Source organism: Rathayibacter sp. PhB127 (assembly GCF_003751665.1).
In the GTDB taxonomy this organism is placed as follows: domain Bacteria; phylum Actinomycetota; class Actinomycetes; order Actinomycetales; family Microbacteriaceae; genus Rathayibacter; species Rathayibacter festucae.
Genome location: NZ_RKHW01000001.1, coordinates 1183993 through 1206600 on the forward strand (window position 1 = coordinate 1183993; position 22608 = coordinate 1206600).

The window sequence follows — 22608 nt, forward strand, 5'->3', positions numbered from 1 at the left end:
GATGTTCACAGCAACCAAGAAGGGCCGTGTCGTTCTCAGCGCACTCGCGGTCGGCGCCGTGGTGGCGCTGGCAGGGTGCTCGTCCAGCGATCCGCTCGACGAAGGATCGGGAGCGACCGCCGGCGGCGACACCATCGTCATCGGCTCGCAGGACTACTACTCGAACGAGATCATCGCCGAGATCTACGCGCAGGCCCTCGAGGACGGGGGGATGACCGTGCAGCGCGACTTCCGCATCGGTCAGCGCGAGATCTACCTGCCCGAGATCGAGAGCGGCTCGATCGACGTCTTCCCCGAGTACGGCGGCAGCCTCCTGCAGGCGCTGGAGCCGGACACGACCGCGACCACGGCCGACGACGTCTACTCGGCGCTCACCGACGCCCTGCCCGACGGACTGCGCGCGCTCGACGCCGCGGACGCGAGCGACCAGAACTCCTACACGGTCACCCAGGCCTTCGCCGACAAGTGGAACCTGACCGACATCGCCTCGCTGAAGAACGTCACCGACCCGATCGTGCTCGGCGGCAACTCGGAGCTGCAGACCCGTCCCTACGGACCCGACGCGCTGCAGTCGAAGTACGGCATCACCACGACGTTCCAGGCGATCGAGGACAGCGGCGGATCGACGACCGTCGACGCGCTGGCCAGCAACCAGATCCAGATGGCGAACATCTACACCGCCGACCCGAACATCGAGTCGAACGATCTGCTGCCCCTCGCCGACCCCGACGGCCTGTTCGTCGCGGACAACGTGGTGCCCATCGTCTCCGACAAGGTCGACGACGACGCCGCCGAGATCATCAACGGCGTCAGCGCGAAGCTGACCGCCGACGACCTCGTCGCGCTGAACTCCGAGAGCGTCAACGAGCAGAAGTCGGCCGCGGCCATCGCGACCGAGTGGCTCACCTCGGCCGGCCTGCTCGGCTGACCCGACCCGCTCACGCCCCGAGGCGCGTCACTCGTCGAGGTGACGCGCCTCTGCGCGTGAGAGGAGCTTCTTCACGCCGATGACGACCAGCACGAAGACCACGATCGCGCCGACGAAGAGGTAGCCCGCGTAGTGCAGGCTGTCCGACAGCTCGCGGTAGCCGCCCGCCGCCGCGGCTCCGACGCCGACGTAGGCGAACGACCAGAGGATGCACGCGGGCGTCGTCCAGGCCATGAAGGTCCGGTAGCTCATGCCGCTCATCCCGACGGTGAGCGGGATGAGGGAGTGCAGCACCGGGAGGAAGCGCGAGAGGAAGACGGCGATGCCGCCGCGGCGCGCGAGGTAGCGCTCGGCCCGCAGCCAGTTCTTCTCGCCGAGGCGGCGGCCGAGGCGCGACCCGCGGATGCGCGGTCCGAACCAGCGGCCGAGGTAGAAGCCGACCGACTCGCCGCAGAGCGCGCCGATGATCACGGCGACGGCGAGGGCGACGAACTGCAGGGGAGACGTCACGCCGGTCGCGCTGACGATCACGATGGTGTCGCCCGGCACGATCAGCCCGGCGAGGATCGTCGTCTCGAAGAAGACGGCGAGGCCGGCCAGCAGCGTCCGCCAGACGGGCGGCACGCTCACGACGAAGGCGAGGATGCCGGTCAGAGCGTCGTTCACGGCTGCGTGCGCTCCGGCATGTCAGCGGACCCGCTTGAGCAGCGACCAGAACGTCTCGACGATCGAGCCCATGTCGACCCGGTCGTCGAGCAGCCACTGCACCTGCAGGCCGTCGGAGAGCGCGGTGATCATCTTGGCCGCGAGCTCGGGGTCGATGTCGGCGGCGATGAGCCCCTCGCTCTGGTCCTCGCGGACCCGGGCGGCGAAGACCTCGTTGACGGTCCGGTAGCGCTCGATGAAGAACTCGTGCGCGGGATGCGACTCGTCGGTCGCGTCGGCGGAGAGCGTCGCGTAGAGGTGGACGAGACCGGGCACCTCGCTGTTGTGACGGATCAGCCTGACGACCTCCTCGATCGCCTGGTCGCCCTTCTTCTCGAGGTCGTAGACGGCGCGGTCCGTGTCGTCGCGCTTGCGGAGGACCTCGGCGAAGAGCTCCTCCTTCGAGTCGAAGTAGTGCAGCAGCCCCGCCTGCGTCAGGCCGACCTCCTCCGAGATCTCGCGCAGCGAGGCCTTGCGGTACCCCTGCCGCGAGAACACCTCGAGAGCGGTCTGCAGAATCTCCTCGCGCTTCGCGACGCCCTTGGCGTAGCTCCCCTTGCTCGGCATCCCTCGATCGTAGGGGGCGCGGCCGGGCGGGAGCCGCGAGCGTCGCGCGGTGACGGCGCACGATCTCTCACAGCGGACGCGGGACGCCGGGGCGACTGGGAAAGACCTGTGAAGATGCGAGCTCGACAGCGGGAAGCGTCGGCGCACGTGGTCGCTCGCCGTCGAGAGGTCCGTCGCCGACCCTCCGACGACCGGGGGCGCTGCTCGACCGGACCCACGGGCGAAGATCTCTCGATGTGGAGACGCTCTGTCTCGACGTCGAGACGTCGCTGACGCGCGGGCCGTCGGCGGGCGGCTCGGACCGCCCCGGAAGGGTGTCGCCGGGGGCCCCGCGGGAGGCGCACATCCGCCCCAGTACTGGGATCCGAGGGCATCGCGCCCCTCCGGCCGACCTAGGCTCGGAGCCGTGAACGAACTCCTGGACCCGCTCCTCCTGTCGCGCTGGCAGTTCGGCCTGACGACGATCTACCACTTCCTCTTCGTGCCGCTCACCATCGGCATGGCGCTCACGGTGGCGATCTTCCAGACCTGCTGGGTGCGCACCGGCCGCGTGCACTACCTGCAGCTGACGAAGTTCTTCGGGAAGATCTTCCTGATCAACTTCGCGATGGGCGTGGTCACCGGCATCGTCCAGGAGTTCCAGTTCGGGATGAACTGGAGCGACTACTCCCGCTTCGTCGGCGACGTCTTCGGGGCCCCGCTCGCGTTCGAGGGCCTGCTCGCGTTCTTCCTCGAGGCGACGTTCATCGGCCTCTGGATCTTCGGCTGGGACAAGCTCCCGGCGAAGCTGCACCTCGCGACGATCTGGCTCACCACACTCGGCACGACGCTCTCGGCCTACTTCATCATCGCCGCGAACGCCTTCATGCAGAACCCGGTCGGCTTCCGGATCAACGAGGCCAAGGGCCGCGCCGAGCTCACCGACATCTGGGCCCTGCTCACCAACAAGGTCGCGCTCGCCGCGTTCCCGCACACGATCTTCGCCTGCTTCATGGTCTCGGCCGCGGTGATCGTCAGCGTCGCCGCCTACCACCTCTCGCGGAACCAGCACCTCGAGACGATGCGCCCGGCGCTGAAGTTCGGCGCCTGGATGATGCTGATCAGCGGCGGTCTCACCCTCTTCACCGGCGACTCGCTCGGCCTCGCGATGGTCGACACGCAGCCGATGAAGATGGCGGCCGCGGAGGCGCTCTACACGACGTCCACCGGCGCCGACGCCTCGTTCTCGGTCTTCACCTGGGGCACCCCCGACGGCTCGAGCGAGCTCTTCTCGATCCGCATCCCCTACCTGCTCTCCTTCCTCTCGACGCACACCTTCACCGGCACCGTCGAGGGCATCAACGACCTGCAGGCGCAGTACAGCGCGGTCTACGGACCGGGCGACTACACGCCGATCATCTGGGTCACCTACTGGTCGTTCCGCTGGATGATGGCGCTCGGCATCCTCGCCATCTGCGTCGCCGCCGCCGGCCTCTGGTTCACCCGCAAGGGCCGACAGCCGAAGCAGTGGATGTGGAAGATCGCGATCTGGGCGGCACCGCTGCCGCTGATGGCGATGATCGTCGGCTGGGTCTTCACCGAGATGGGCCGCCAGCCCTGGCTCGTCTTCGGCCTGCTGAAGACCGCGGACGGCGTCTCGCCCGGAGTCAGCGGCCTCGAGGTGCTGATCTCGCTGATCGCCTTCACCGCGATCTACGGCACCCTCGCGGTCGTCGAGTTCCGGCTGATCAAGCGGGCGGCCCAGGCCGGCCCCGACGACGCCCCCGAGATCGACGAGGAGAGCGGTCGCCCGCAGCTCGTCGGCACCGTCTACTGAGAAGGGCACTGCGCACATGGACCTCGGATCGCTCGATCTCGCCACGCTCTGGTTCTGGATCGTCGCCGTCTTCTTCATCGGCTACTTCGTCCTCGACGGCTTCGACTTCGGCGTCGGGATGTCGCTGCCGTTCCTCGGCCGCGACGACACCGACCGCCGCGTCCTGATCAACACGATCGGGCCGGTCTGGGACCTCAACGAGACCTGGGTCATCGTCGCGGGAGCGGCGATGTTCGCCGCGTTCCCCGAGTGGTACGCGACGCTCTTCAGCGGCTTCTACCTGCCGCTGCTGCTGATCCTGCTGGCGCTGATCGCCCGCGGCGTCTCCTTCGAGTACCGGCACCAGCGCCCGGAGGCCGCCTGGAAGAAGCGCTTCGACACGATGATCGTGGTCGGCTCGGCCGTGCCCGCGTTCCTCTGGGGCGTCGCGTTCGCGAACATCGTGCAGGGCGTCCCGCTGGACGCCGACCACAACTACATCGGGACGGTCTTCGATCTGCTGAACCCGTACGCGCTGCTCGGCGGCGCGACGACGCTCCTGCTCTTCTTCACCCACGGCGTCGTCTTCGTCTCGCTGAAGACCGACGGCGAGATCCGCGAGCGGGCGCGGCGGCTGGCGACGCGGGCGGGACTGGTGACCATCGCGGTCGCCGCGGTGTTCCTCGGCTGGACGAACCTGGCGCAGGGGAGCGGCCCGTCCTGGCTGCTGTCGATCGCCGCGGCGACCGCCCTGGTGCTCGCCTGGGTCGCCAACGTGCGCGGGCGGGAGGGCCGCGCCTTCGCCCTGCTGGCCGGCACGATCGGCCTCGCGGTGCTCGCGCTGTTCACCACGCTCTTCCCGGCGGTGATGCCCGCCTCGAACGACGTCGCGAACAGCCTGACCATCGAGAACGCCTCGAGCACGCCCTATACCCTGACGGTGATGAGCTGGACGGCGCTGGTCTTCGTCCCGCTCATCGTGGGCTACCAGGCCTGGACCTACTGGATCTTCCGCAAGCGCATCACCCGGAGCCACATCCCGGTCGACGCGCACTGACCGATCGCGACCGTGAAGCCCCTCGACCCCCGACTGCTCCGCTACGCCCGCTCCGCACGCCTGTTCCTCGTGCTCGGCGGGGCGCTCGCGCTGGCGCGCACGGCGACCGCGGTCGCGTTCGCGTGGCTGGTGGCGCAGCTCGCCGCCGGGGCGGTCGACGGGCGCTCCGCCGCCGACCTGGCGCCGTCACTCGCGGCGCTGCTGGGGATCGTGGCGGTGCGCGCGCTGCTGGCCTGGGCCGTCGAGGTGAACGCCGCGCGGGGCGGCACCGACGCGAAGGCGCAGCTGCGGTCGGCGGTCCTCGCCTCGCTCGTCGCGCTCGGCCCGGCCGGCCGCACGGGTGGTTCGGGCGGCGTGGTCGCCCTGCTCGGCGGCGGGCTCGACGCGCTCGACGGCTACTTCGCCCGCTATCTGCCGCAGCTGATCGCGACCGCGATCACCACGCCGATCCTGACACTCGTGGTCTTCCTCGCGGATCCGCTCAGCGCGCTCTTCCTCGTGGTGACGCTGCCGCTGATCCCGGTGTTCATGATCCTGATCGGCTGGGCGACGCAGGCGGTGCAGAAGCGGCAGTGGAGCCGCCTGCAGGCGCTGGCCTCCGGCTTCGTCGACACGGTCGGCGGACTGGCCACGCTGAAGATCTTCGGACGGGCGGAGCGGCAGAGCACACGCATCCGCGCGCTGACCGAGGACTACCGCGTGCACACGATGAAGGTGCTGCGGGTGACCTTCGTCAGCAGCTTCGTCCTCGAGCTGGCCGGCTCGCTCTCGGTCGCGCTCGTCGCGGTGTCGATCGGGCTGCGCCTGGTCGACGGCTCGCTCGGGCTCGCGATCGGGCTCTTCGTGCTCGTGCTGGCGCCGGACGTGTTCCTGCCGGTGCGGCAGGTCGGTGCCGAGTTCCATGCGGCGGCGGACGGCGTGCAGGCGGCGGACGAGGCCTTCGCGATCATCGAGGCCGCCTCCGCCGTGCCCGCCCGCTCCGCGGCCCCGGGACGCTCCGGAGCGCTCGAGCTCCGCGCCCTGGGGGTCGACGACGGCGCGGGCCGGGTCCTCGCGCCGGTCGACGCCGTTCTGCCTCCCGGGTCGATCACCGCGCTGACCGGTCCGAGCGGCTCGGGCAAGTCGACGCTGCTCGCCGCTCTCGCCGGCTTCGCCCCGGCGACCGGCGCGAGCGTCCTGGGCGGGGCTGCGGTCGACGACGCCACCGGCCGCGACTGGCTCGCCTGGTCGGGGCAGCGGCCCGATCTGCTCCCCGGGACCGTCGGCTCGAACGTGGCGCTCGGCTCGCGCTCGCCCGACCCGGTGCGCATCGACCGGGCGCTCGCGATCGCGGGTGCCGACCTCGACCCTGGCCGGCGGATCGATGCGGACGGCACCGGACTGTCCGGCGGGCAGGCGGCGCGGGTCGCCGTGGCCCGGGCCGTGCACCGCGTCCTCGAGCGCGGCTGCGCCGTACTGGCTCTCGACGAGCCGACCGCCGCGCTCGACGAGGAGTCGGAGCGCGCGCTGCTCGCCGGGCTCCGCTCTCTCGCCGACGAGGGCGTGATCGTGCTCGTCGCCACGCACCGCCCGGCGACCATCGCCGCCGCCGACGCGGTGCTCGCACTCGCCCCCGCCGAGGCGGTGCTCCGGTGAACCGCGCCGAGGTGCTGCGCGCGGCGATGCCGGCGCCGCGACGCTTCCTCCCCGGACTCTCCTTCGGGCTGCTGTCGTCCGCGTCGGTCGTCGCCCTGCTCGCCTGCTCGGCCTGGCTGATCGTGCGGGCGGCCGAGCAGCCGCCGATCCTGTTCCTCTCGATGGCCGTCGTCGGCGTGCGTGCCTTCGCGCTCTCGCGGGCGTTCTTCCGCTACCTCGAGCGCCTCTCCGGGCACGACGCGGCGTTCCGCGCGCTGGCCGAGCTGCGCGCGGGCGTCTACGACCGGCTGGTCCCCGTGGCGCCCGACGGGCTCGGGCGGGTCCGCCGCGGCGATCTCGTCTCGCGCGTGGTCGCCGACGTCGACGCCCAGCAGGACGTGCCGCTGCGGATCGTGCAGCCGCTGGTCGTCACCGCCGTCGTCTCCGCCGCCGCGGTGGTGGGCGTCTGGCTCCTGCTGCCCGCGATGGGCGCCGTGCTGCTCGGTCTGCTCGTGCTCGCCTTCCTCGGTGGAGCCCTCGGCTCGGGGCTGGTCTCGGCGCGCGCCGACCGCGAGCTGGCGCCGCTGCGCGGCGAGCTGGCCGAGCGCCTGAACCTGCTGGTCACCCGGCTCGACGTGCTGATCGCCTTCGACGCGGCCGAGGCCGCGATCGCCGACGTCGCGCAGGCGGAGGCGGCGCTGACTCGGGCGGCTCGTCGCCGCGCGGCGTCGACCGGGCTCGCCGCCGCCGTTCTCGCGCTGTGCTCCGGCGGCGCGGTCTGGGCCGGTCTGGCCCTCGGGATCCCGGCGGTCGGCGAGCTGGGCGGCCCCGCGCTCGGGGTGCTCGCCCTGGTGCCGCTGGCCGTCTTCGAGGTCGCGGCCGCCGCTCCGCTGGCGGTGCAGAGCGCGCGCTCCGCGCTCTCGAGCGCGCAGCGGCTCGCGGACCTCGACGCGCAGGCCGCGTCGCCGGCGCTGGCGACCGACGCCGACGTCGATCCGTCGGCCGCCGTCCCGCTCGGCCGCGACATCGTCCTCCGCGACCTCTCGATCTCCTGGCCCGGAGCCGCGACGCCGGCGCTCCGCGACGTCTCGCTCGAGCTGCGCGCGGGCGAGCGGGTCCTCGTCACCGGTGGCAGCGGCTCGGGCAAGACGACCCTCGCGCACGCGCTCGTCCGGTTCCTCGACCACACCGGCTCCTACCGGATCGGCGGGGTGGAGGCGCGCACGCTGCCCCAGAACGAGCTGCGCCGGCTGGTCGGCCTCGTCGAGCAGCAGCCCTACCTCTTCGACGACACTATTCGGCAGAACCTGCTCTTCGCCCGGCCCGAGGCCGACGACGCGGTGCTGACCACCGTTCTCGAGCGGGTGGGCCTCGCCTCCTGGACCGCGGTGCGCGGCGGTCTCGACGCGCGGGTCGGCGAGCGCGGCTCGCTCGTCTCGGGCGGTCAGGCGCAGCGGCTGGCGCTCGCCCGCGCCCTGCTCGCCGACTTCGACGTGCTGGTGCTCGACGAGCCCACCGCCTCGGTGGACGCGCCGGTGGCCGACGCCCTGCTCGCCGACCTGCTGCACGCCGCCTCGGGCCGCACGGTCGTGCTGATCGCGCACCGCGTCCCCGCGTCCCTCGCCTTCGACCGGCGGATCACGGTCGCGGAGGGCACCGCCCGCTGACCCCCGACGCGGCAGATCCCCGGACCGGAGGACGGCCCGGGGATCCGCTCAGCCCGGGAGCGCGGCGATCAGCGGCTGGACCAGCTCGCGCGGCCGCGCCCGTCGTACTGCACCAGGTTGCCGTCGTCCTGCATCACCAGGCGGAACGGCGGAACAGCGGGGCCGGCATTGACGAAGTAGCGCGGTAGAACGCTCCAGCTCGCTCGGCCCTGGCCGGCGACCGCCATGTATCCGTTCTCGTCGATCGAGAGGAAGTCGCCGGACGTGGACGTCCCGGTGGTCCAGATCGGACCGGTGCGGCCGGAGACGACGAAGTTGCCGTCGGCCTGCATCGTCGCTCGGTAGGCGCCGTTGCCCGACCGGAGGCCCTCGCCCGCGTACAGTGCGGCCGGAGCGAACAGGGTGCTGCTCGGGAAGGCGATCCGGCTGCTCCAGATCACGGTGTCCTCGATGCTGTACAGGACGAGCCTGCCCGTGTTGTCGAGGTTCATCCGCACTCCGGAGCCGCTGGTGCCGGTGGCCCACTTCGCCGAGCCGTCCGCACCGTAGATCACGGCGTTGCCGTCCTCCTGCAGCACGAGCCGGTTCCCGGCGCCCGAGGTGCCGGTGCTCCAGGTCACTCCGTTCGGACCGTAGCCGACGAAGTTGCCGTCGCCCTGCATCACCGCGGTGAAGCGGCCGTCGCCCGACGTGAGGCGTTGGTTCGGCCGGAGGGATTCGGTGGGGTAGAGGAAGTCGGTGGGCGGCGCTGCGATCGTCGTGCCGATGCTGCTCGCCCACGCGGGGCTGCCGTTCGCGCGGCTGACGACCAGGTTGCCGTCGCTCTGGATCCGCACGGCGGCACCCGCTTCGCCGTCGGTGCCGGTGAACCAGACGGGTCGGCCGTCCGCGGCGTAGATCACGAGGTTGCCGTCGGCCTGCATGACGAGGCGGTCGCCGCGGCCCTCGGTGCCGGTGCTGAAGGTGGCCCGGCCGCTCGCGTCGTAGGTGACGGCGTTGCCGTCGGTCTGCAGCACGAAGCGGTAGCCGCCGCCGACCGAGGCGATGCTCTCGCCGGGCGCGAGCTGCTCTCCGCTGACCAGCGCGTCGGTGAAGACGTTCGCGGCGGTGGCGACCGTGGTCGGGACCTGCCCGGGGCCGGCGGCGAGGGCAGGAGTCGCGCCGAGCAGCAGGGCGCCCGCGGTCACGAGCACCACCGCCCCGGAGACGAGGGTGCGGGCGGGGTGGAGAGGCGTCATCGCGGGTCCTTCGAGCGGAGTCGGTGGGCAGTTCTCCCGAATGCTTCCACGCCGCTCGCCGCGCCACGCCGCCGAGGCGCGGTCGTGATCGAGTGGTGATCCGGCCGGATCAGTGCGCCGGCCGGACCCGTCTCTCGGCCTCGGCGAGCGTCCCGCCCTCGGCGGCCCATCGGTTGAGCACGCCGTCGACCCGAGCCCGTGCGGATCCGCTGCTGCTCTCGAGCAGAGGACGGATCACGTCGCGGGCCAGCGGCGCCGTCAACTCCTCGACCCGTGCATCTCGGACGAATCCCTCGAGCCGGGTCAGGTCGGAGGCGCGCAGGAGCGCCGCCCGCGACTGCAGCAGGACGATCGCGGCGAGCCGCGTCTCGAAGACGTGCGCCTCCCACAGCTCCGACGACAGCGCGGTGACGTCGTCGTGCCCGAGCCCGCGGAACTTCTTCAGCGCGTCCCGCACGGTCCCGCGCACGGCGCCGACGGAGGCGCCGGTGGAATCGAGGCCCGCGCCGAGTCGCTCGCGCACGTCCTGCGCGCGCCAGACGTCGCCCTCGTACTCCAGCGCCGTGCGGATGAAGTCGCCGGCGTCGCTCACCCCTCCATCATGCGACGCGCGGGGGAGCAGCGACGAACCGTGCTCCGCCGGCGACCGCGCGCCGAAGGTCGCGGTCCGCCCTCGGCCGCGGGTCACGCCGCCCGGGGACGCCGACGGCCCGGCCCGTGCAGGGGAGGCGCGAGCCGGGCCGTCGGGAGGGGCCCGCCGCAGGGCGGGACCCCATCAGAGCTGCGTCGAGTCGACCGCGGTCAGCGGCTCGCCCACACCGCCTGGTTGCGGCCGTCGTACTCGACCAGATTGCCGTCGTCCTGCATGACGAGGCGGAACGGAGCGACCGCGCCGGCGCGGGGGGTCACCGTCGAGGTCCCGGCGCCGTCGCCGCGGACGACGGCCATGAAGCCGTCCTCGTAGAGGTTGAACGAGCTGCCGGCGCCCGATGTGACCGTCGACCAGATCGGGCCGGAGCGGCCGGAGACGACGAAGTTGCCGTCGCCCTGCATGACGGCGCGGTAGACGCCGTTCGCCGAGCGGAGGAGACTGCCGGCCGCGAGCCCGTTCTCGGCGTAGAGGCTCGAGCCCGGCAGTTGCGCCTGGCTGGTCCAGAGCACGGTGTCGACCTGGTCGACGATGATCAGCGATCCGGCGTTGTTGATGCCGAGGCGCAGATCCGAGCCGCGGGTGCCGGAGGACCACTGGACCGAGCCGTCCGGCCCGTAGATCACGGCGTTGCCGTCGGTCTGCAGCACGAGCCGATTGCCGGCGCCGCGCGTGCCGGTGGTCCAGACGACGCCCTGCGGGCCGTAGCCGACGAAGTTGCCGTCGGTCTGCATCTCGGCGCGGAAGCGGCCGTCGGCCGAGGTGAGCCGGTGCCCGCCGCGGAGGGTCTCGCCGGTGAAGAGGGTGTCGGTCGCGGGCTCGGCGATCCTCCCGTTGACGCTGCTCGCCCAGGCGGGGGAGCCGTTCTCGCGGGACACGACGAGGTTGCCGTCCTGCTGGATGATCAGGTACGCACCGGGCTCGTCGTTCGTGCCGGTGCTCCAGACGGGCCGGTCGTCGGCGGAGTAGATCACGACGTTGCCGTCGGTCTGCATCGCGAGGTGGTCGCCGCGCCCGGCGGTGCCGGTCGCGTAGACGACGCGGCCGTCGGGCCCGTAGGTGACGGCGTTGCCGTCGGCCTGCATCACGAACTCGTAGGCGGGTCCGGGGTTGTCGGAGACGATGCTCTCGCCGCGGGCGAGCTCCTCGCCGCCCTCCAGCGCGTTGTAGTACGCGCCGGCGGCGCGGGCCTGCGAGTCGGCGTTCGTCTGGAGTGCGGGCGCCGAGTCGGCGGAGGACGAGGAGAGCGGCTGCTGCACCGCCTCCTCGGCGAACGCCGGCGTCGCCGTGAAGAGCAGAGCCCCGGTCGCGACCAGCGCGACGAGCCCGGAGCCGGCGAATCGGGAGGGCTTGGTGGAGCGCGAGGCTCCGGTGGAGCGGGAGGAAGAGGGAGGCGTCATCGCAGTTCTTTCTCGAGAGGTCGGCGTCGCCGAGCGGATCCTCGAATGCTCGCACGCGGGGGCGGGATCGGGCGTGCGGTCGGGACGCCGTGTCCCGGTCCAGCGCTCGTCGGCATGACGGAGGCACTCGCTCGCCCGTCGCCCCGATCTCGTGCCCTCACGACGGCGGCCCGGTCCGTGCGGGATGCGCACGACCGGGCCGTCGGAGCAGGGCCGACCGCCTCGGCGGAGCCCGCTGTCCGCTGCCGTCAGCGGCTGGACCAGACGACGTGGCCCTGGCCGTCGTACTCGACGAGGGCGCCGTCGTTCTGCATCACGAACCGGAACGGTCCGACCGCACCGGAGGCGGGACCGTTCGTCCAGACCACGGTGTCCTTCCAGTCGTCGATCGACGCGACGCCGTTCTCGGCGACGTGCAGCGCGTTGTCGATGCCGGAGGTCCCGCTCTGCCAGACAGTGCCCGTCGGACCGTGGACGACGAGGTCCCCGTTCGACTGCATCACCGCGAGGTACCGACCGTCGTCCGAGCGCAGCACGTCACCGGCCGAGAGGTAGTTCGGTGCGTACAGGACCGACCCCGGCAGCTGGGACTGGCTGTCCCACGCCAGGTCGCCCTCGTCGTCGACGAGCATCAGCACTCCGCTGTCGTCGAGCTGGACGGTGAGAGTGTCGTCGCTGGTGCCGGACGTCCACTTCACCGAGCCGTCGGCGCCGAGGACGACGGCGTCACCGTCGTTCTGCAGGACGAAGCGGTTGCCCGCGCCGTGGGTGCCGGTGTGCCAGATCACGCCGGAGGGCCCGGAGCCGACGAGGTCCCCGTCGGTCTGCATGACCGCGCGGAACAGCCCGTTCTTCGAGGTCAGCTGGTCGCCCGGCGCGAGGCTGCCGCCGGTGCCGAGGGTGTCGTGCGGCGGTTCGGCGGTCGTCCCGGCGCCGGCGGACCAGGCGGGAGCGCGGCTCGCTGAGGATGCTGCTCCGACGGCGCTCTCGGCGAGGGCGGGTGTCGCGCCGAGGAGCAGGGTTCCCGCCGCGACGAGCGCGACGAGTCCGGAGGCGAGGGAGCGTGGATGTGAGGTGGACGTCATGGCAGTTCCTTACTCGAGAGATCGGCACCGCCGTCGACGAGGCGGCATCGCCGAACGGTCTTCCCTCTCACCGAAGCACTGCTGCTGGACTTCGATGCGTTCCGGCGCGGGGCGCAGGGTCGTTGTCGCGTCGTCCTGCTTCTGCGCTCTGAGGGGGAGTCGCGCAGGGCCGGACCGTGCGCGTGAGAACGCCGAGGGCCCGGCGCGTGCAGGGTGTGCACGAGCCGGGCCATCGGAGGGGGACGTCAGCGCGTCCGCCGACGCGTCGATCCCGGCGGGGTCAGCGGATGGACCAGATCGCGTGGCCCTGTCCGTCGTACTCGACGAGGTTGCCGTCGCTCTGCATGACCAGGCGGAACGGGCCGTCACCGCCGGCGGCGGGCCTCGCCGTCCAGGTGACGGCGCCGTTGTCGGCCACGACCTGTGCTCTCCCGTTCCGGAAGAACTGGAACGAGCTCTCGACACCGGAGGTGGCGGTCTGCCAGATCGCTCCCGTCGGGCCGTAGACGACGAAGTTGCCGTCACCCTGCATCACGGCACGATAGGCGCCGTCGTCCGAGCGCAGCCGGTTGCCGGTCTGGAGGTCGTTCGGGGCGTACATGACCGATCCGGGCAGCGCCGACTGGCTGTCCCATACCAGGTCGTCGTCGGCATCGCGGACATCCAGCACGCCGCTGTCCTCGAGCTGGACGGTGAGACCGTCCCCGCTGGTACCGGACGCCCACTTCACCGCGCCGTCGGCCCCGTAGACCACGGCGTTGCCGTCGTCCTGGATGACGAGGCGATTGCCGATGCCGCGAGTGCCGGTGCTCCAGATCGCTCCGGAGGGGCCGTAGCCGACGAGGTTGCCGTCGCGCTGCATGACCGCGCGGAAGAGCCCGTTCTCGGAGGTGAGCTGGTGGCCGTAGGTGAGGGTGCCGCCGGTGGCGAGGGTGTCGGTCGGCGGTTCGGCGATCTTGCCGGCGCTGGCGGACCAGGCCGGAGTGCCGTTCCGGCGGTAGAGGACGAGGTCGCCGTCCTCCCCGAGTACGAGATTCGCGCCCGGTTCGCCGTCCGTTCCGGAGCTCCAGATCGGACGTTCATCGCCCGAGAGGACCACGATGTTCCCGTCCTTCTGCAGCACCAGACGGTTCACCTGAGTCGGGGAGGGGTTGAGAGTTCCTGTACGGAACAGGATCCTGCCGTCGTTGGAGCGGAGGACGACGTCACCGTCCTCCTGCATGGCGAAGACGTAGCTTCCGGACGGGTCGGAGAGGACGCTCTGGTCCAGGTCCGGGCTTCCGTCCGGGTTCGTGCCCGACCAGTAGACCGTTTGACCGGCGAGAAGAGCGTTGTAGTAATCGCGGTCGGGGCCACCGGACGGGGCGGGCCACCGTTTGAAGGCCGGGGTGGTCGGACTCCAGGGAGTCGATGCAGACGCGTCTGGGGCGGCCTCCTGGGCCACAGCAGGTGTCGCGCCCAGGAGCAGGGCTCCGGCTGCGACGAGTGCGACGATCCCGGAGGATCGGCGTCGTGGGTGGGTGGTGGATGTCATGGCAGTTCTTTCTCGAGAGATCGGCACCGCCGTTGACGAGGCGGCGTCGCCGAGCGGTCTTCCCTCTCACCGAAGCACTCGCGCTCGGACCCGTCACCCGTTGGCGTTCGGTACGTGCTCTCTGTCGCGCGGTCCGGTTCCCGGCTCTCCGGACGGCGCCGGCGGTCGGCACGCGATCTCCTCGCATGCTGCTCCGAGGGCACGACGACGGCCCGGCTCGTGCTGAGGGGCACGGGCCGGGCCGTCGAGTGGAAGCGTCAGCGCGACTGCGGTCGCCGGACCGCAGGAGCCGTCAGCGGCTGGACCAGACCGCGTGGTGGTGGGCGTCGTACTCGACGAGGTTGCCGTCGCCCTGCATGACGAAGTGGAACGGGGCGGCACCGGCGGCGGGTGTCGCCGTCCAGGTGACGGCGCCGTTGCCGGCCACGACCTGTGCCGTGCCGTCCTCCGAGAACTCGAACGAGCTCTCGACTCCGGAGGTGGCGGTCTGCCAGATCGCTCCGGTCGGGCCGTAGACGACGAAGTTGCCGTCGGCCTGCATGACGGCACGGTAGGCGCCGTCGTCGGAGCGGAGGTGGTCGTCGACCTCGAGGGTGTTGGGGGCGTACAGCTGAGCGCCGGGCAGTCCGGACTGGCTCGTCCACAGGACGGCGTCGTCCTCGTCGAGGACGTTCAGGACGCCGCTGTCGTCGAGGGCGATGGAGGTGGCCGGACCCTCGGTGTCGGCCGCCCACACGATCCCCCCGTCCGCGCCGATGATCACGGCGTAGCCGTCGTCGGAGACGAGGAGCTGGTTGTCGGTGCCGAAGGTGCCGGTGCTCCAGACGACGCCGTCCGGGCCGTAGCCGACGAGGTTGCCGTCGCGCTGCATGACGGCGCGGAACAGTCCGTTCGGTGACGTGAGCTGGTGGCCGCGGTACAGCACCTCGTCGTCGTAGAGAGTGCTGAACGGCGGCTCGGGGATCCTGCTGTTGTTGTCACTCGCCCAGGCCGGGGAGTCGTCCTCGCGGTAAAGGACGAGATTGCCGTCCGATTGCATCACGAGGTGGGCGTCCGGCTCGTTGTCCGTCCCGGTGCTCCAGAGCGCACGGCCGTCCGCGGAGTAGATGACGACGTTGCCGTCCTCCTGCATCACGAGGCGGTTGCTCCGCCCCGAGGTGGCCGTGCTGAAGAGGGCGTGGCCGACCTCGTCGTAGACGACGGCGTTCCCGTCGTCCTGCATCCGGAAGGTGTACCCGCCTCCCGACTGGCTCGAGGCGATGGACTGACCGGCGAGGAGCTGCTGGCCGGGGTTCAGTGCGTCGGGGGCCGACGCGCGGGCGGCGGCGGAGATGCTCGAGGACGCGGTGCTGAGACCGCCCTGAGCGAGGGCGGGTGTCGCGCTGAAGAGCAGGGCGCCGGTCGCGACCAGCGCGACGAGACCTGAGGCGAGCGGGCGGGGGGTGGTGTGTGCTGTCATCGCAGTTCCTTCTCGAGAGATGGGCGCCGTCGGGGTGAGGGCGGCATCACGAGCGGACTGCTTCGATCCTGGCGCGCGCGGGTGCGTACGACGAGGGATCGGCGCGCGGTGACCGGTCCTTGGCACGCCGTCCGTTCCGGCGCCTCGCGCGCGTCAGGGGAGGGGGCGGCGGAGGGCGTCCAGGCGCCGGCGCCAGGCATCGAGCCGGCCCGGCACCGCGGCGAGCGCCGGTCCGTCGACCCAGCCCGTGGCCAGGCGCAGGCCGTGCAGGGCGTTCGCCGTCCACACCTCGCGGCCGTCGAGGTCGACCGGCTCAGCCGGCGCCTCGATGACGTCGACGCCCAGTGCCCCCGCGAGCACGGAGACCGTGCGGGCCGTCACGCTCCGCACCCGGCGGCTGTTCGCGGGCGGGACGACCAGCGCGTCGCCGAGCCACCAGAGCACGGCGCTCGAGGCGCCGTCGATCACGGCGCCGTCGGCACCGAGGATCACGGCCTCGTCCGCACCAGCGGCGAGAGCACGGGAGCGCAGGAGCGCCAGCCGTGCGATGTCGGGTCCCTTGCGCTCCGGGGTGCGGCGCGGATCCACGGGGCTGGTCCAGAGGACGACGGTGCGGTCCCGCGGCGGGGCGGGGCGCAGCCGGAGGCGCAGACCCTCGGCGGTGAGTTCGACGCGCGGGAAGGAGTCGCCGGTGCGGGGGAGCGCCGCGATCGCGGCGTCGAAGAACGCCGCGGTGTCGTCGTGGTCTCCGCCGACGGGCCGCCCGGCGTCGGTGAGCGCGCCCAGGAACCGCTCCCGGTGCAGCTCGAGACCGCGCACGCGGCCCTCCGACACCAGCCAGGAGTCGGCCGCGAGGAGGGCGCCGGCCGGTTCGTCCACTGCGGGACCGAGCTCCCGCCCGTCCCACTTCCGCACCAGCTCGCCGTCCACGACGGCCTACGCTAGCCCAGTGGCCGCGTTCCCCGAGGTTTCCGCCGCCCGGCGGCAGCTGACCTGGGTCGATCCCGAGCGAGCATACCTCGGCTTGTTCGCCTCGGCGAACGCCTCCTTCTGGCTCGACTCCGGTCGCGACGCCGCCGAGGGCCTCTCCTTCCTCGGCTCCTCGGACGACGTGCTCACCGTCGGGCCCGGCGCGGACGTGTCGGCGGCGCTCGCCGCCGTCGCGACGAAGCGCACCGGCGACCGGGCGCTCGGCCGGTACGGCTGGATCGCCTACGAGGCGGGTGCGCCGTTCGTCGCCCTTCCGCCCGCCCCCGTCGACGCCGACGCTCCGCCCGCGCTCGCGCTGATCCGCGGCGACCCGGTGCTCGAGTTCGACCACGCCCGGCAGACCCTGCACCTCGTCTCCTCCCCGGAGAGGGAGCAGGAGGCGCGGCGGCTGGAGCGAGCGCTGACGGCGCTCGTCGAGACCGCTGCCGACGTCGGCGCGCCGCGTGACGCGGAGCCGTCCGGACCCGCCGAGTGGCGGCACGGTCCCGAGCGGTACCGAGCCCTGATCGCCCACTGCCAGGCCGCGATCCGCGCGGGTGACGCCTATCAGCTCTGCCTCACCAACGAGGTGGTGGTCGAGGGTGCGTTCGATCCGGTCGAGGCGTACCGGCGCCTGCGCCGCTCGAGCCCCAGTCACCACGGCGGACTGATCCGGGTCGGCGGGCTCGCCCTCGTCAGCGCCTCGCCCGAGCGCTTCCTCGACGTCACGACCGACGGCCGCGTCGCCACGCATCCGATCAAGGGCACCCGGACCCGCAGCGCCGACCCCGTCGTCGACGCGGAGCTGCGGGCCGAGCTGCTCGCGAGCGTCAAGGAGCGCGCCGAGAACGTGATGATCGTCGATCTCGTGCGGAACGACCTGGCCCGCATCGCCGCCCCCGCCTCGGTGCAGGTGGACCGCCTCCTCGAGATCGAGACCTACCCGCACGTGCACCAGCTGGTGAGCGAGGTGTCGGCGCAGCTCGCGCCCGGTGTCGGACCGGCGGAGCTGCTCGCCGCGACCTTCCCCGCCGGATCGATGACAGGAGCGCCGAAGCGACGCGCGATCGAGCTCCTGCGCGAGTGGGAGGCCGGGCCGCGCGGTCTCTACGCCGGCGCGTTCGGCCGCCTCGGCGGCGACGGCTCGCTCGATCTCGCGATGACCATCCGCACCCTCGTGCTCGACGGCGTCCGCGCCAGGATCGGCACCGGCGGAGGCATCACCGCTCTCTCCGTCCCGGACGAGGAGGTGGAGGAGACCCGCCTCAAGGCCCGCGCACTGCTGGCCGCGCTCGGAGTCGACCTGCACGTCACGGCGGAGTCGTCGCCCGGCCACTAGAGGCCAGTAGGGTTGTTGGTCGGACGCAGGCGCCCTCCGAGCGCGCGCCCACCCCCACCCTCACAGAAGTAGGACACACCTGTGGCAGAAGAGACCTCCCAGCAGACCGGCCCGACCGACGAGGAGCGCTACGACTTCCGCGCGCTCCAGGAGAAGTGGCTCCCGATCTGGGAGGAGACCCGGCCGTTCGCGACCGGCGACTCCACCGACAAGCGCCCGCGCAAGTACGTGCTGGACATGTTCCCGTACCCCTCCGGCGACCTGCACATGGGCCACGCGGAGGCGTACGCGCTGGGCGACGTCATCGCGCGCTACTGGCGCCAGCAGGGCTTCAATGTGCTGCACCCGATCGGCTGGGACAGCTTCGGCCTGCCCGCCGAGAACGCGGCGATCAAGCGCGGCCTCAACCCGGTCACCTGGACCTACGACAACATCGAGCAGCAGAAGCGCTCGATGAAGCGCTACGCCGCGTCCTTCGACTGGGACCGCGTGCTGCACACCTCCGATCCCGAGTACTACAAGTGGAACCAGTGGCTGTTCCTCAAGATGTACGAGAAGGGCCTCGCCTACCGCAAGGACAGCTGGGTCAACTGGGACCCGGTGGACCAGACCGTCCTCGCGAACGAGCAGGTCCTCGCCGACGGCACCTCGGAGCGCTCCGGCGCCGTCGTCGTGAAGAAGAAGCTCACGCAGTGGTACTTCAAGATCACCGACTACGCGGACCGCCTGCTCGACGACCTCAACCAGCTCGAGGGCTCCTGGCCGTCGAAGGTCATCGCCATGCAGCGCAACTGGATCGGCCGCTCGATCGGCGCCGATGTCGAGTTCGAGATCGAGGGCCGCGAGGAGCGGATCACGGTCTTCACGACGCGCCCCGACACCCTCTTCGGCGCGACCTTCATGGTCGTCGCGCCCGACTCCGACCTGGCCGCCGAGCTGGTCGAGGGCGCCGAGCCCGAGCTGCGGACCGCGTTCAAGAGCTACCTGGAGAAGGTGCAGAAGTCGAGCGAGATCGAGCGCCTCACCGTCGACCGCCCGAAGACCGGCGTCTTCCTCGGCCGCTACGCGATCAACCCCGTCAACGGCGAGCGCCTGCCGATCTGGTCGGCCGACTACGTGCTGTCCGACTACGGTCACGGCGCGGTCATGGCCGTGCCCGCGCACGACCAGCGCGACCTCGACTTCGCCCGCGCCTTCGACCTGCCGGTGCGGGTCGTCGTCGACACGACCGCCTCGGTCACCGGCGCGATCCCGGTCATCCCGAAGGACCCGGAGGAGCTGGCCGCGCTCGAGAAGGAGTACTCGCTCGACCCGGCGACCACCGGCGAGGCGCTGACCGGCGACGGCCGCCTGATCAACTCCGGCCCCCTCGACGGCCTGTCGAAGCGCACCGCCATCGAGCGCGTGATCAAGCTGCTCGAGGAGCGCGGCCGCGGCCGCTCGGCGAAGAACTACCGCCTGCGCGACTGGCTGATCTCGCGCCAGCGCTACTGGGGCACGCCGATCCCGATCATCCACGGCGAGAACGGCGAGCTGATCCCGGTCCCCGAGGACCAGCTGCCCGTGCGCCTGCCCTCGACCGACGGCCTGGACCTGCAGCCGAAGGGCTCCTCGCCGCTCGGTGCCGCGGAGGACTGGGTGAACGTCGCCAACCCGAACGACGGCAGCCCCGCGCGCCGCGACCCGGACACGATGGACACCTTCGTCGACTCCTCGTGGTACTTCCTCCGCTTCCTCTCGCCGAAGGACGACACCCAGGCGTTCGACCCGAAGCTCGCCGAGAAGTGGGCGCCCGTCGACCAGTACGTCGGCGGCGTGACGCACGCGATCCTGCACCTGCTCTACGCGCGCTTCATCACCAAGGTGCTCTTCGACCTGGGGTACGTCTCCTTCACCGAGCCGTTCACGGCGCTGCTCAACCAGGGCATGGTGCAGATGGACGGCGCCGCCATGTCGAAGTCGAAGGGCAACATCGTTCGCCTGTCGGACCAGCTCGACGAGTTCGGCGTCGACGCCGTGCGCCTGACGATGGCGTTCGCCGGCCCGCCCGAGGACGACATCGACTGGGCCGACGTCTCGCCGTCGGGCAGCGCGAAGTTCCTCGCCCGCGCCTGGCGCCTGGCGAAGGACGTCACGACGAAGCCCGATGTGGAGTGGAAGAACGGCGACGCGGCGCTGCGCCGGCAGACGCACCGCTTCCTCGCCGAGTCGCCCTCGCTGATCGAGGCGTTCAAGTTCAACGTCGTCGTCGCGCGCCTGATGGAGCTGGTCAACGCCACCCGCAAGGTCATCGACTCCGGCGCCGGCGCGGGCGACCCCGCCGTCCGCGAGGCGACCGAGGTCGTCGCGATGGCACTGAACCTGTTCGCGCCGTACACGGCCGAGGACATGTGGAACCGTCTCGGCTACGAGGGCTCGGTCGCTCACGCGCTCTGGCGCAAGGCCGACCCGACGCTCCTGGTCGAGGAGAAGGTCACGGCGATCCTGCAGGTCGACGGCAAGGTCCGCGACCGCATCGAGGTCTCGCCGAAGATCTCCTCGGACGAGCTCGAGCAGAAGGCGCGGGCGGCCACCGGTGTCGCGCGGGCGCTGCAGGGCCGCGAGGTCGTCACTGCCGTGGTGCGGGCGCCGCGCCTGGTGAACCTGGTGACGAAGCCGGCCTAGGCCGTCTCGAGCGCCGGCTCACGTCGAAGGGGGCTCCTCCACTGCGGAGGGGCCCCTTCGGCGTTCCCGGGTCAGACGCGTCGAGTCAGGCGGGCGGCACCGAGCCGTTGCGGATGTGCTGGTAGACGACCGAGGTGCGGACGTCCGCGACCTCGCGGCGCTCGGTGAGGCGGTCGATGACGAAGGCGTAGAGGTCGTCGTTGTCGCGGACGGCGACGTGGATGATGAAGTCCTCGTTGCCGGCGGTGACGAAGACGCCGAGGGTCTGCTCGAGGCCGCTGACCCAGTCGCGGAACGACTCGATCACCTCGCGGGACGGCGGGCGGATCCGGACGGCGATCAGCGCCTGGACGCCGCGGCCGATCGCGGCGAGGTCGACGTCGAGGGTGGCGCCTCGGATGACGCCGCGGGTGCGCAGGCGCCGCATGCGGTCGAGGGAGGTGGTGGGGGAGACCCCGACCGCGGTGGCGACGTCGCGATTCGACATCCGCGCATCCGATTGCAGGAGGCGGAGGATGGCGATGTCGATCGCGTCGAGGACCACCGGATCATGGTACTGCTGGTCGTTCATACGGATATCCTGCGGCACGCTCGCGCATCCGCCTATCGTGAGCGCGGTCGGTCGGGAGGATCGACCAGAGAGGGACGACGATGAGCACTGCACCTGTCGGCTACGCCGAGGACGAGATCGACACCGCGGCGCCGACCCGATCGGCGCGGCTGAAGTGGGTGGTCGTGGTCGACGAGGCGCTGCCGATCGGGCGCGCGGTGAACGCCGCCGTCTGCGTCGCCGCGGCGACCGGTGTGCAGGTACCCGGACTGCTCGGTCCTGCTGCGCAGGACGCCTCGGGCTCCGAGCACCCGGGGCTGCCGTGGGCGGGCTGCACCGTGCTCGCCGCCGACGCGGCCACGCTGCGGATGATCCGGGCGAAGGCGGAGGCGCACGAGGGGACGTTCGTCGCCGACATGCCGGCCGCCGCGCAGGACACCCGCGTGTACGACGAGTACCGCGAGGTGCTCGGGGCGACCGGGCCGGAGCTCGTCGAGTACCTGGCGGTCGGTCTGATCGGGCCGAGGAACCGGATCGACAAGATCGTCGGGCGGCTGCGACTGCTCTGAGCGGTCGGGGGGTGTGTCCTCCACAGGACGGGATCTCGGGCTTCGTCCACTGATCCGCAGGAGTCGCTGATCGCCCGAACCGGGCCGCCCTAGCGTCGTCGGATGCAGCAGACGAGCCAGGCCGACGACCCCGCGGGGCTGCTGCGCCGTCCGCGGCGAGCGCGCTCGCGCTGGCGGATCGGGGTCGGCGCGGCGATGGTGCTGGTGATCGCGGCGGCGGTCGTCGCGGTGCTTCTCGCCGGGACGCGGGCGAGCGGCCGGACGGAGGTGCTCGCGCCGGCCGGTGATGTCACTGCTGCGGCGGGTCCGTCCGGAGCGCCCTCGTCCGCCGGAGGGAACGCGACGCCTGAGCCGAGCAGCAGCGCCGGTGAGGTGCTCTACGTGCACGTCGCCGGGGCGGTCGCCGCGCCCGGCCTGTATCTGCTCGATCCCGGTGCGCGGGTGGCCGATGCGCTCGCGGCGGCGGGCGGCTTCACGGAGCCGGCCGAGCGGGCCGCCGTGAACCTCGCGCGCAGACTCGTGGACGGTGAGCAGATCCTCGTCCCCGAGCGGGGCGCGGCAGTCGTGCCGGGCGGCACGGGTCCGGCCGCAGCTGCGGGCACCACCGGCGGCATCGTCCGCCTGAGCACGGCCACGGCCGCGCAACTGGAGGAGCTGCCCGAGATCGGCCCTGCGACGGCGGCGAAGATCGTCGCCTACCGCGAGGAGCACGGGCCGTTCACCTCCGTGGACCAGCTGCTGGAGGTGCCCGGCGTCGGCGAGAAGACGCTCGAGGCGTTCCGCGAGCAGGTGGCGCCGTGATCCGCGCGCAGGACCTGC

The 22608-nt window shown here is 71.9% G+C and carries 19 protein-coding genes; 9 read left to right on the forward strand and 10 right to left on the reverse strand.

Annotated features, from left to right (window positions below):
• Nucleotide 1 precedes the first annotated feature (1 nt).
• Nucleotides 2-928 (forward strand): ABC transporter substrate-binding protein, encoded by a 927-nt coding sequence (locus EDF22_RS05700; RefSeq protein WP_123703051.1) that lies wholly within the window; start codon nt 2-4, stop codon nt 926-928.
• Between the two features lie 27 nt (nt 929-955).
• On the opposite strand, the gene EDF22_RS05705 is transcribed toward EDF22_RS05700, so the two are convergent.
• Together EDF22_RS05705 and EDF22_RS05710 are read right to left on the reverse strand one after the other, a co-directional pair.
• Entirely contained in the window at nt 956-1594 is a 639-nt protein-coding gene (locus EDF22_RS05705; protein ID WP_123703053.1) for a DedA family protein, read from the reverse strand.
• A 21-nt stretch (nt 1595-1615) separates the two neighbouring features.
• Nucleotides 1616-2200, reverse strand: a complete 585-nt coding sequence (locus EDF22_RS05710; RefSeq protein WP_123703055.1) for a TetR/AcrR family transcriptional regulator — start codon at nt 2198-2200, stop codon at nt 1616-1618.
• A gap of 406 nt (nt 2201-2606) precedes the next feature.
• On the opposite strand from EDF22_RS05710, the gene EDF22_RS05715 reads away from it, so the two are divergent.
• The 4 genes from EDF22_RS05715 to cydC are packed head-to-tail and all read left to right on the forward strand — an operon-like array spanning nt 2607 to nt 8333.
• On the forward strand, nt 2607-4016 hold the full coding sequence (locus EDF22_RS05715; protein WP_123703057.1) for a cytochrome ubiquinol oxidase subunit I: 1410 nt from the start codon (nt 2607-2609) through the stop codon (nt 4014-4016).
• Nucleotides 4017-4032: 16 nt separating this feature from the next.
• Nucleotides 4033-5052 (forward strand): cytochrome d ubiquinol oxidase subunit II, encoded by a 1020-nt coding sequence (cydB, locus tag EDF22_RS05720; protein WP_123703059.1) that lies wholly within the window; start codon nt 4033-4035, stop codon nt 5050-5052.
• 12 nt (nt 5053-5064) lie between these two features.
• Entirely contained in the window at nt 5065-6687 is a 1623-nt protein-coding gene (cydD, locus tag EDF22_RS05725) for a thiol reductant ABC exporter subunit CydD (RefSeq protein WP_123703061.1), read from the forward strand.
• Nucleotides 6684-8333 (forward strand): thiol reductant ABC exporter subunit CydC, encoded by a 1650-nt coding sequence (cydC, locus tag EDF22_RS05730; RefSeq protein ID WP_260303311.1) that lies wholly within the window; start codon nt 6684-6686, stop codon nt 8331-8333. The genes cydD and cydC overlap by 4 nt, the downstream gene beginning before the upstream one ends.
• 68 nt (nt 8334-8401) lie before the next feature.
• Here cydC and EDF22_RS05735 read toward each other — a convergent pair whose 3' ends face one another.
• The 7 genes from EDF22_RS05735 to EDF22_RS21230 form a co-directional block, all read right to left on the reverse strand.
• Nucleotides 8402-9571: a hypothetical protein gene (locus tag EDF22_RS05735; protein WP_123703063.1), complete on the reverse strand. Its 1170-nt coding sequence runs from the start codon at nt 9569-9571 to the stop codon at nt 8402-8404.
• Between the two features lie 109 nt (nt 9572-9680).
• The gene (locus tag EDF22_RS05740; protein WP_123703065.1) at nt 9681-10163 is read right to left on the reverse strand and encodes a DNA alkylation repair protein; all 483 of its coding nucleotides are present in this window, start codon (nt 10161-10163) and stop codon (nt 9681-9683) included.
• Between the two features lie 209 nt (nt 10164-10372).
• Nucleotides 10373-11620, reverse strand: coding sequence for a hypothetical protein (locus EDF22_RS05745; protein WP_123703067.1), 1248 nt, complete (start codon nt 11618-11620; stop codon nt 10373-10375).
• A gap of 248 nt (nt 11621-11868) precedes the next feature.
• Nucleotides 11869-12705: a hypothetical protein gene (locus tag EDF22_RS05750; RefSeq protein WP_123703069.1), complete on the reverse strand. Its 837-nt coding sequence runs from the start codon at nt 12703-12705 to the stop codon at nt 11869-11871.
• Between the two features lie 280 nt (nt 12706-12985).
• Nucleotides 12986-14239, reverse strand: coding sequence for a hypothetical protein (locus EDF22_RS05755; RefSeq protein WP_123703071.1), 1254 nt, complete (start codon nt 14237-14239; stop codon nt 12986-12988).
• A gap of 292 nt (nt 14240-14531) precedes the next feature.
• Complete coding sequence (locus EDF22_RS05760; protein ID WP_123703073.1) at nt 14532-15698, reverse strand: hypothetical protein; 1167 nt, start codon at nt 15696-15698, stop codon at nt 14532-14534.
• Nucleotides 15699-15851: 153 nt separating this feature from the next.
• Complete coding sequence (locus tag EDF22_RS21230; RefSeq protein ID WP_123704747.1) at nt 15852-16628, reverse strand: aminotransferase class IV; 777 nt, start codon at nt 16626-16628, stop codon at nt 15852-15854.
• A gap of 19 nt (nt 16629-16647) precedes the next feature.
• Between EDF22_RS21230 and EDF22_RS05770 the strand changes: the two genes are divergently transcribed.
• Nucleotides 16648-18006, forward strand: a complete 1359-nt coding sequence (locus EDF22_RS05770) for an anthranilate synthase component I family protein (protein ID WP_260303313.1) — start codon at nt 16648-16650, stop codon at nt 18004-18006.
• A gap of 81 nt (nt 18007-18087) precedes the next feature.
• Nucleotides 18088-20670: a leucine--tRNA ligase gene (leuS, locus tag EDF22_RS05775; RefSeq protein ID WP_123703077.1), complete on the forward strand. Its 2583-nt coding sequence runs from the start codon at nt 18088-18090 to the stop codon at nt 20668-20670.
• An 85-nt stretch (nt 20671-20755) separates the two neighbouring features.
• Here leuS and EDF22_RS05780 read toward each other — a convergent pair whose 3' ends face one another.
• Nucleotides 20756-21241: an Lrp/AsnC family transcriptional regulator gene (locus tag EDF22_RS05780; RefSeq protein WP_123703079.1), complete on the reverse strand. Its 486-nt coding sequence runs from the start codon at nt 21239-21241 to the stop codon at nt 20756-20758.
• An 80-nt stretch (nt 21242-21321) separates the two neighbouring features.
• On the opposite strand from EDF22_RS05780, the gene EDF22_RS05785 reads away from it, so the two are divergent.
• Nucleotides 21322-21789 (forward strand): DUF2000 domain-containing protein, encoded by a 468-nt coding sequence (locus EDF22_RS05785; RefSeq protein ID WP_123703081.1) that lies wholly within the window; start codon nt 21322-21324, stop codon nt 21787-21789.
• A gap of 102 nt (nt 21790-21891) precedes the next feature.
• Nucleotides 21892-22590 carry a ComEA family DNA-binding protein gene (locus tag EDF22_RS05790; RefSeq protein WP_123703082.1) on the forward strand — a complete coding sequence of 233 codons (699 nt, stop codon included), beginning with the start codon at nt 21892-21894 and terminating at the stop codon, nt 22588-22590.
• Nucleotides 22591-22608: the final 18 nt, after the last annotated feature.

Excerpts from the sequence above, each read along its gene's own strand:
- EDF22_RS05755 (WP_123703071.1), bottom strand. The coding sequence starts at position 14,239 with ATGACATCCACCACCCACCCACGACGCCGATCCTCCGGGATCGTCGCA.
- EDF22_RS05745 (WP_123703067.1), bottom strand. The coding sequence starts at position 11,620 with ATGACGCCTCCCTCTTCCTCCCGCTCCACCGGAGCCTCGCGCTCCACC.
- EDF22_RS05750 (WP_123703069.1), bottom strand. The coding sequence starts at position 12,705 with ATGACGTCCACCTCACATCCACGCTCCCTCGCCTCCGGACTCGTCGCG.
- EDF22_RS05760 (WP_123703073.1), bottom strand. The coding sequence starts at position 15,698 with ATGACAGCACACACCACCCCCCGCCCGCTCGCCTCAGGTCTCGTCGCG.
- EDF22_RS05780 (WP_123703079.1), bottom strand. The coding sequence starts at position 21,241 with ATGAACGACCAGCAGTACCATGATCCGGTGGTCCTCGACGCGATCGAC.
- EDF22_RS05710 (WP_123703055.1), bottom strand. The coding sequence starts at position 2,200 with ATGCCGAGCAAGGGGAGCTACGCCAAGGGCGTCGCGAAGCGCGAGGAG.
- EDF22_RS05785 (WP_123703081.1), top strand. The coding sequence starts at position 21,322 with ATGAGCACTGCACCTGTCGGCTACGCCGAGGACGAGATCGACACCGCG.
- cydB (WP_123703059.1), top strand. The coding sequence starts at position 4,033 with ATGGACCTCGGATCGCTCGATCTCGCCACGCTCTGGTTCTGGATCGTC.
- EDF22_RS05735 (WP_123703063.1), bottom strand. The coding sequence starts at position 9,571 with ATGACGCCTCTCCACCCCGCCCGCACCCTCGTCTCCGGGGCGGTGGTG.
- EDF22_RS05790 (WP_123703082.1), top strand. The coding sequence starts at position 21,892 with ATGCAGCAGACGAGCCAGGCCGACGACCCCGCGGGGCTGCTGCGCCGT.
- EDF22_RS05700 (WP_123703051.1), top strand. The coding sequence starts at position 2 with ATGTTCACAGCAACCAAGAAGGGCCGTGTCGTTCTCAGCGCACTCGCG.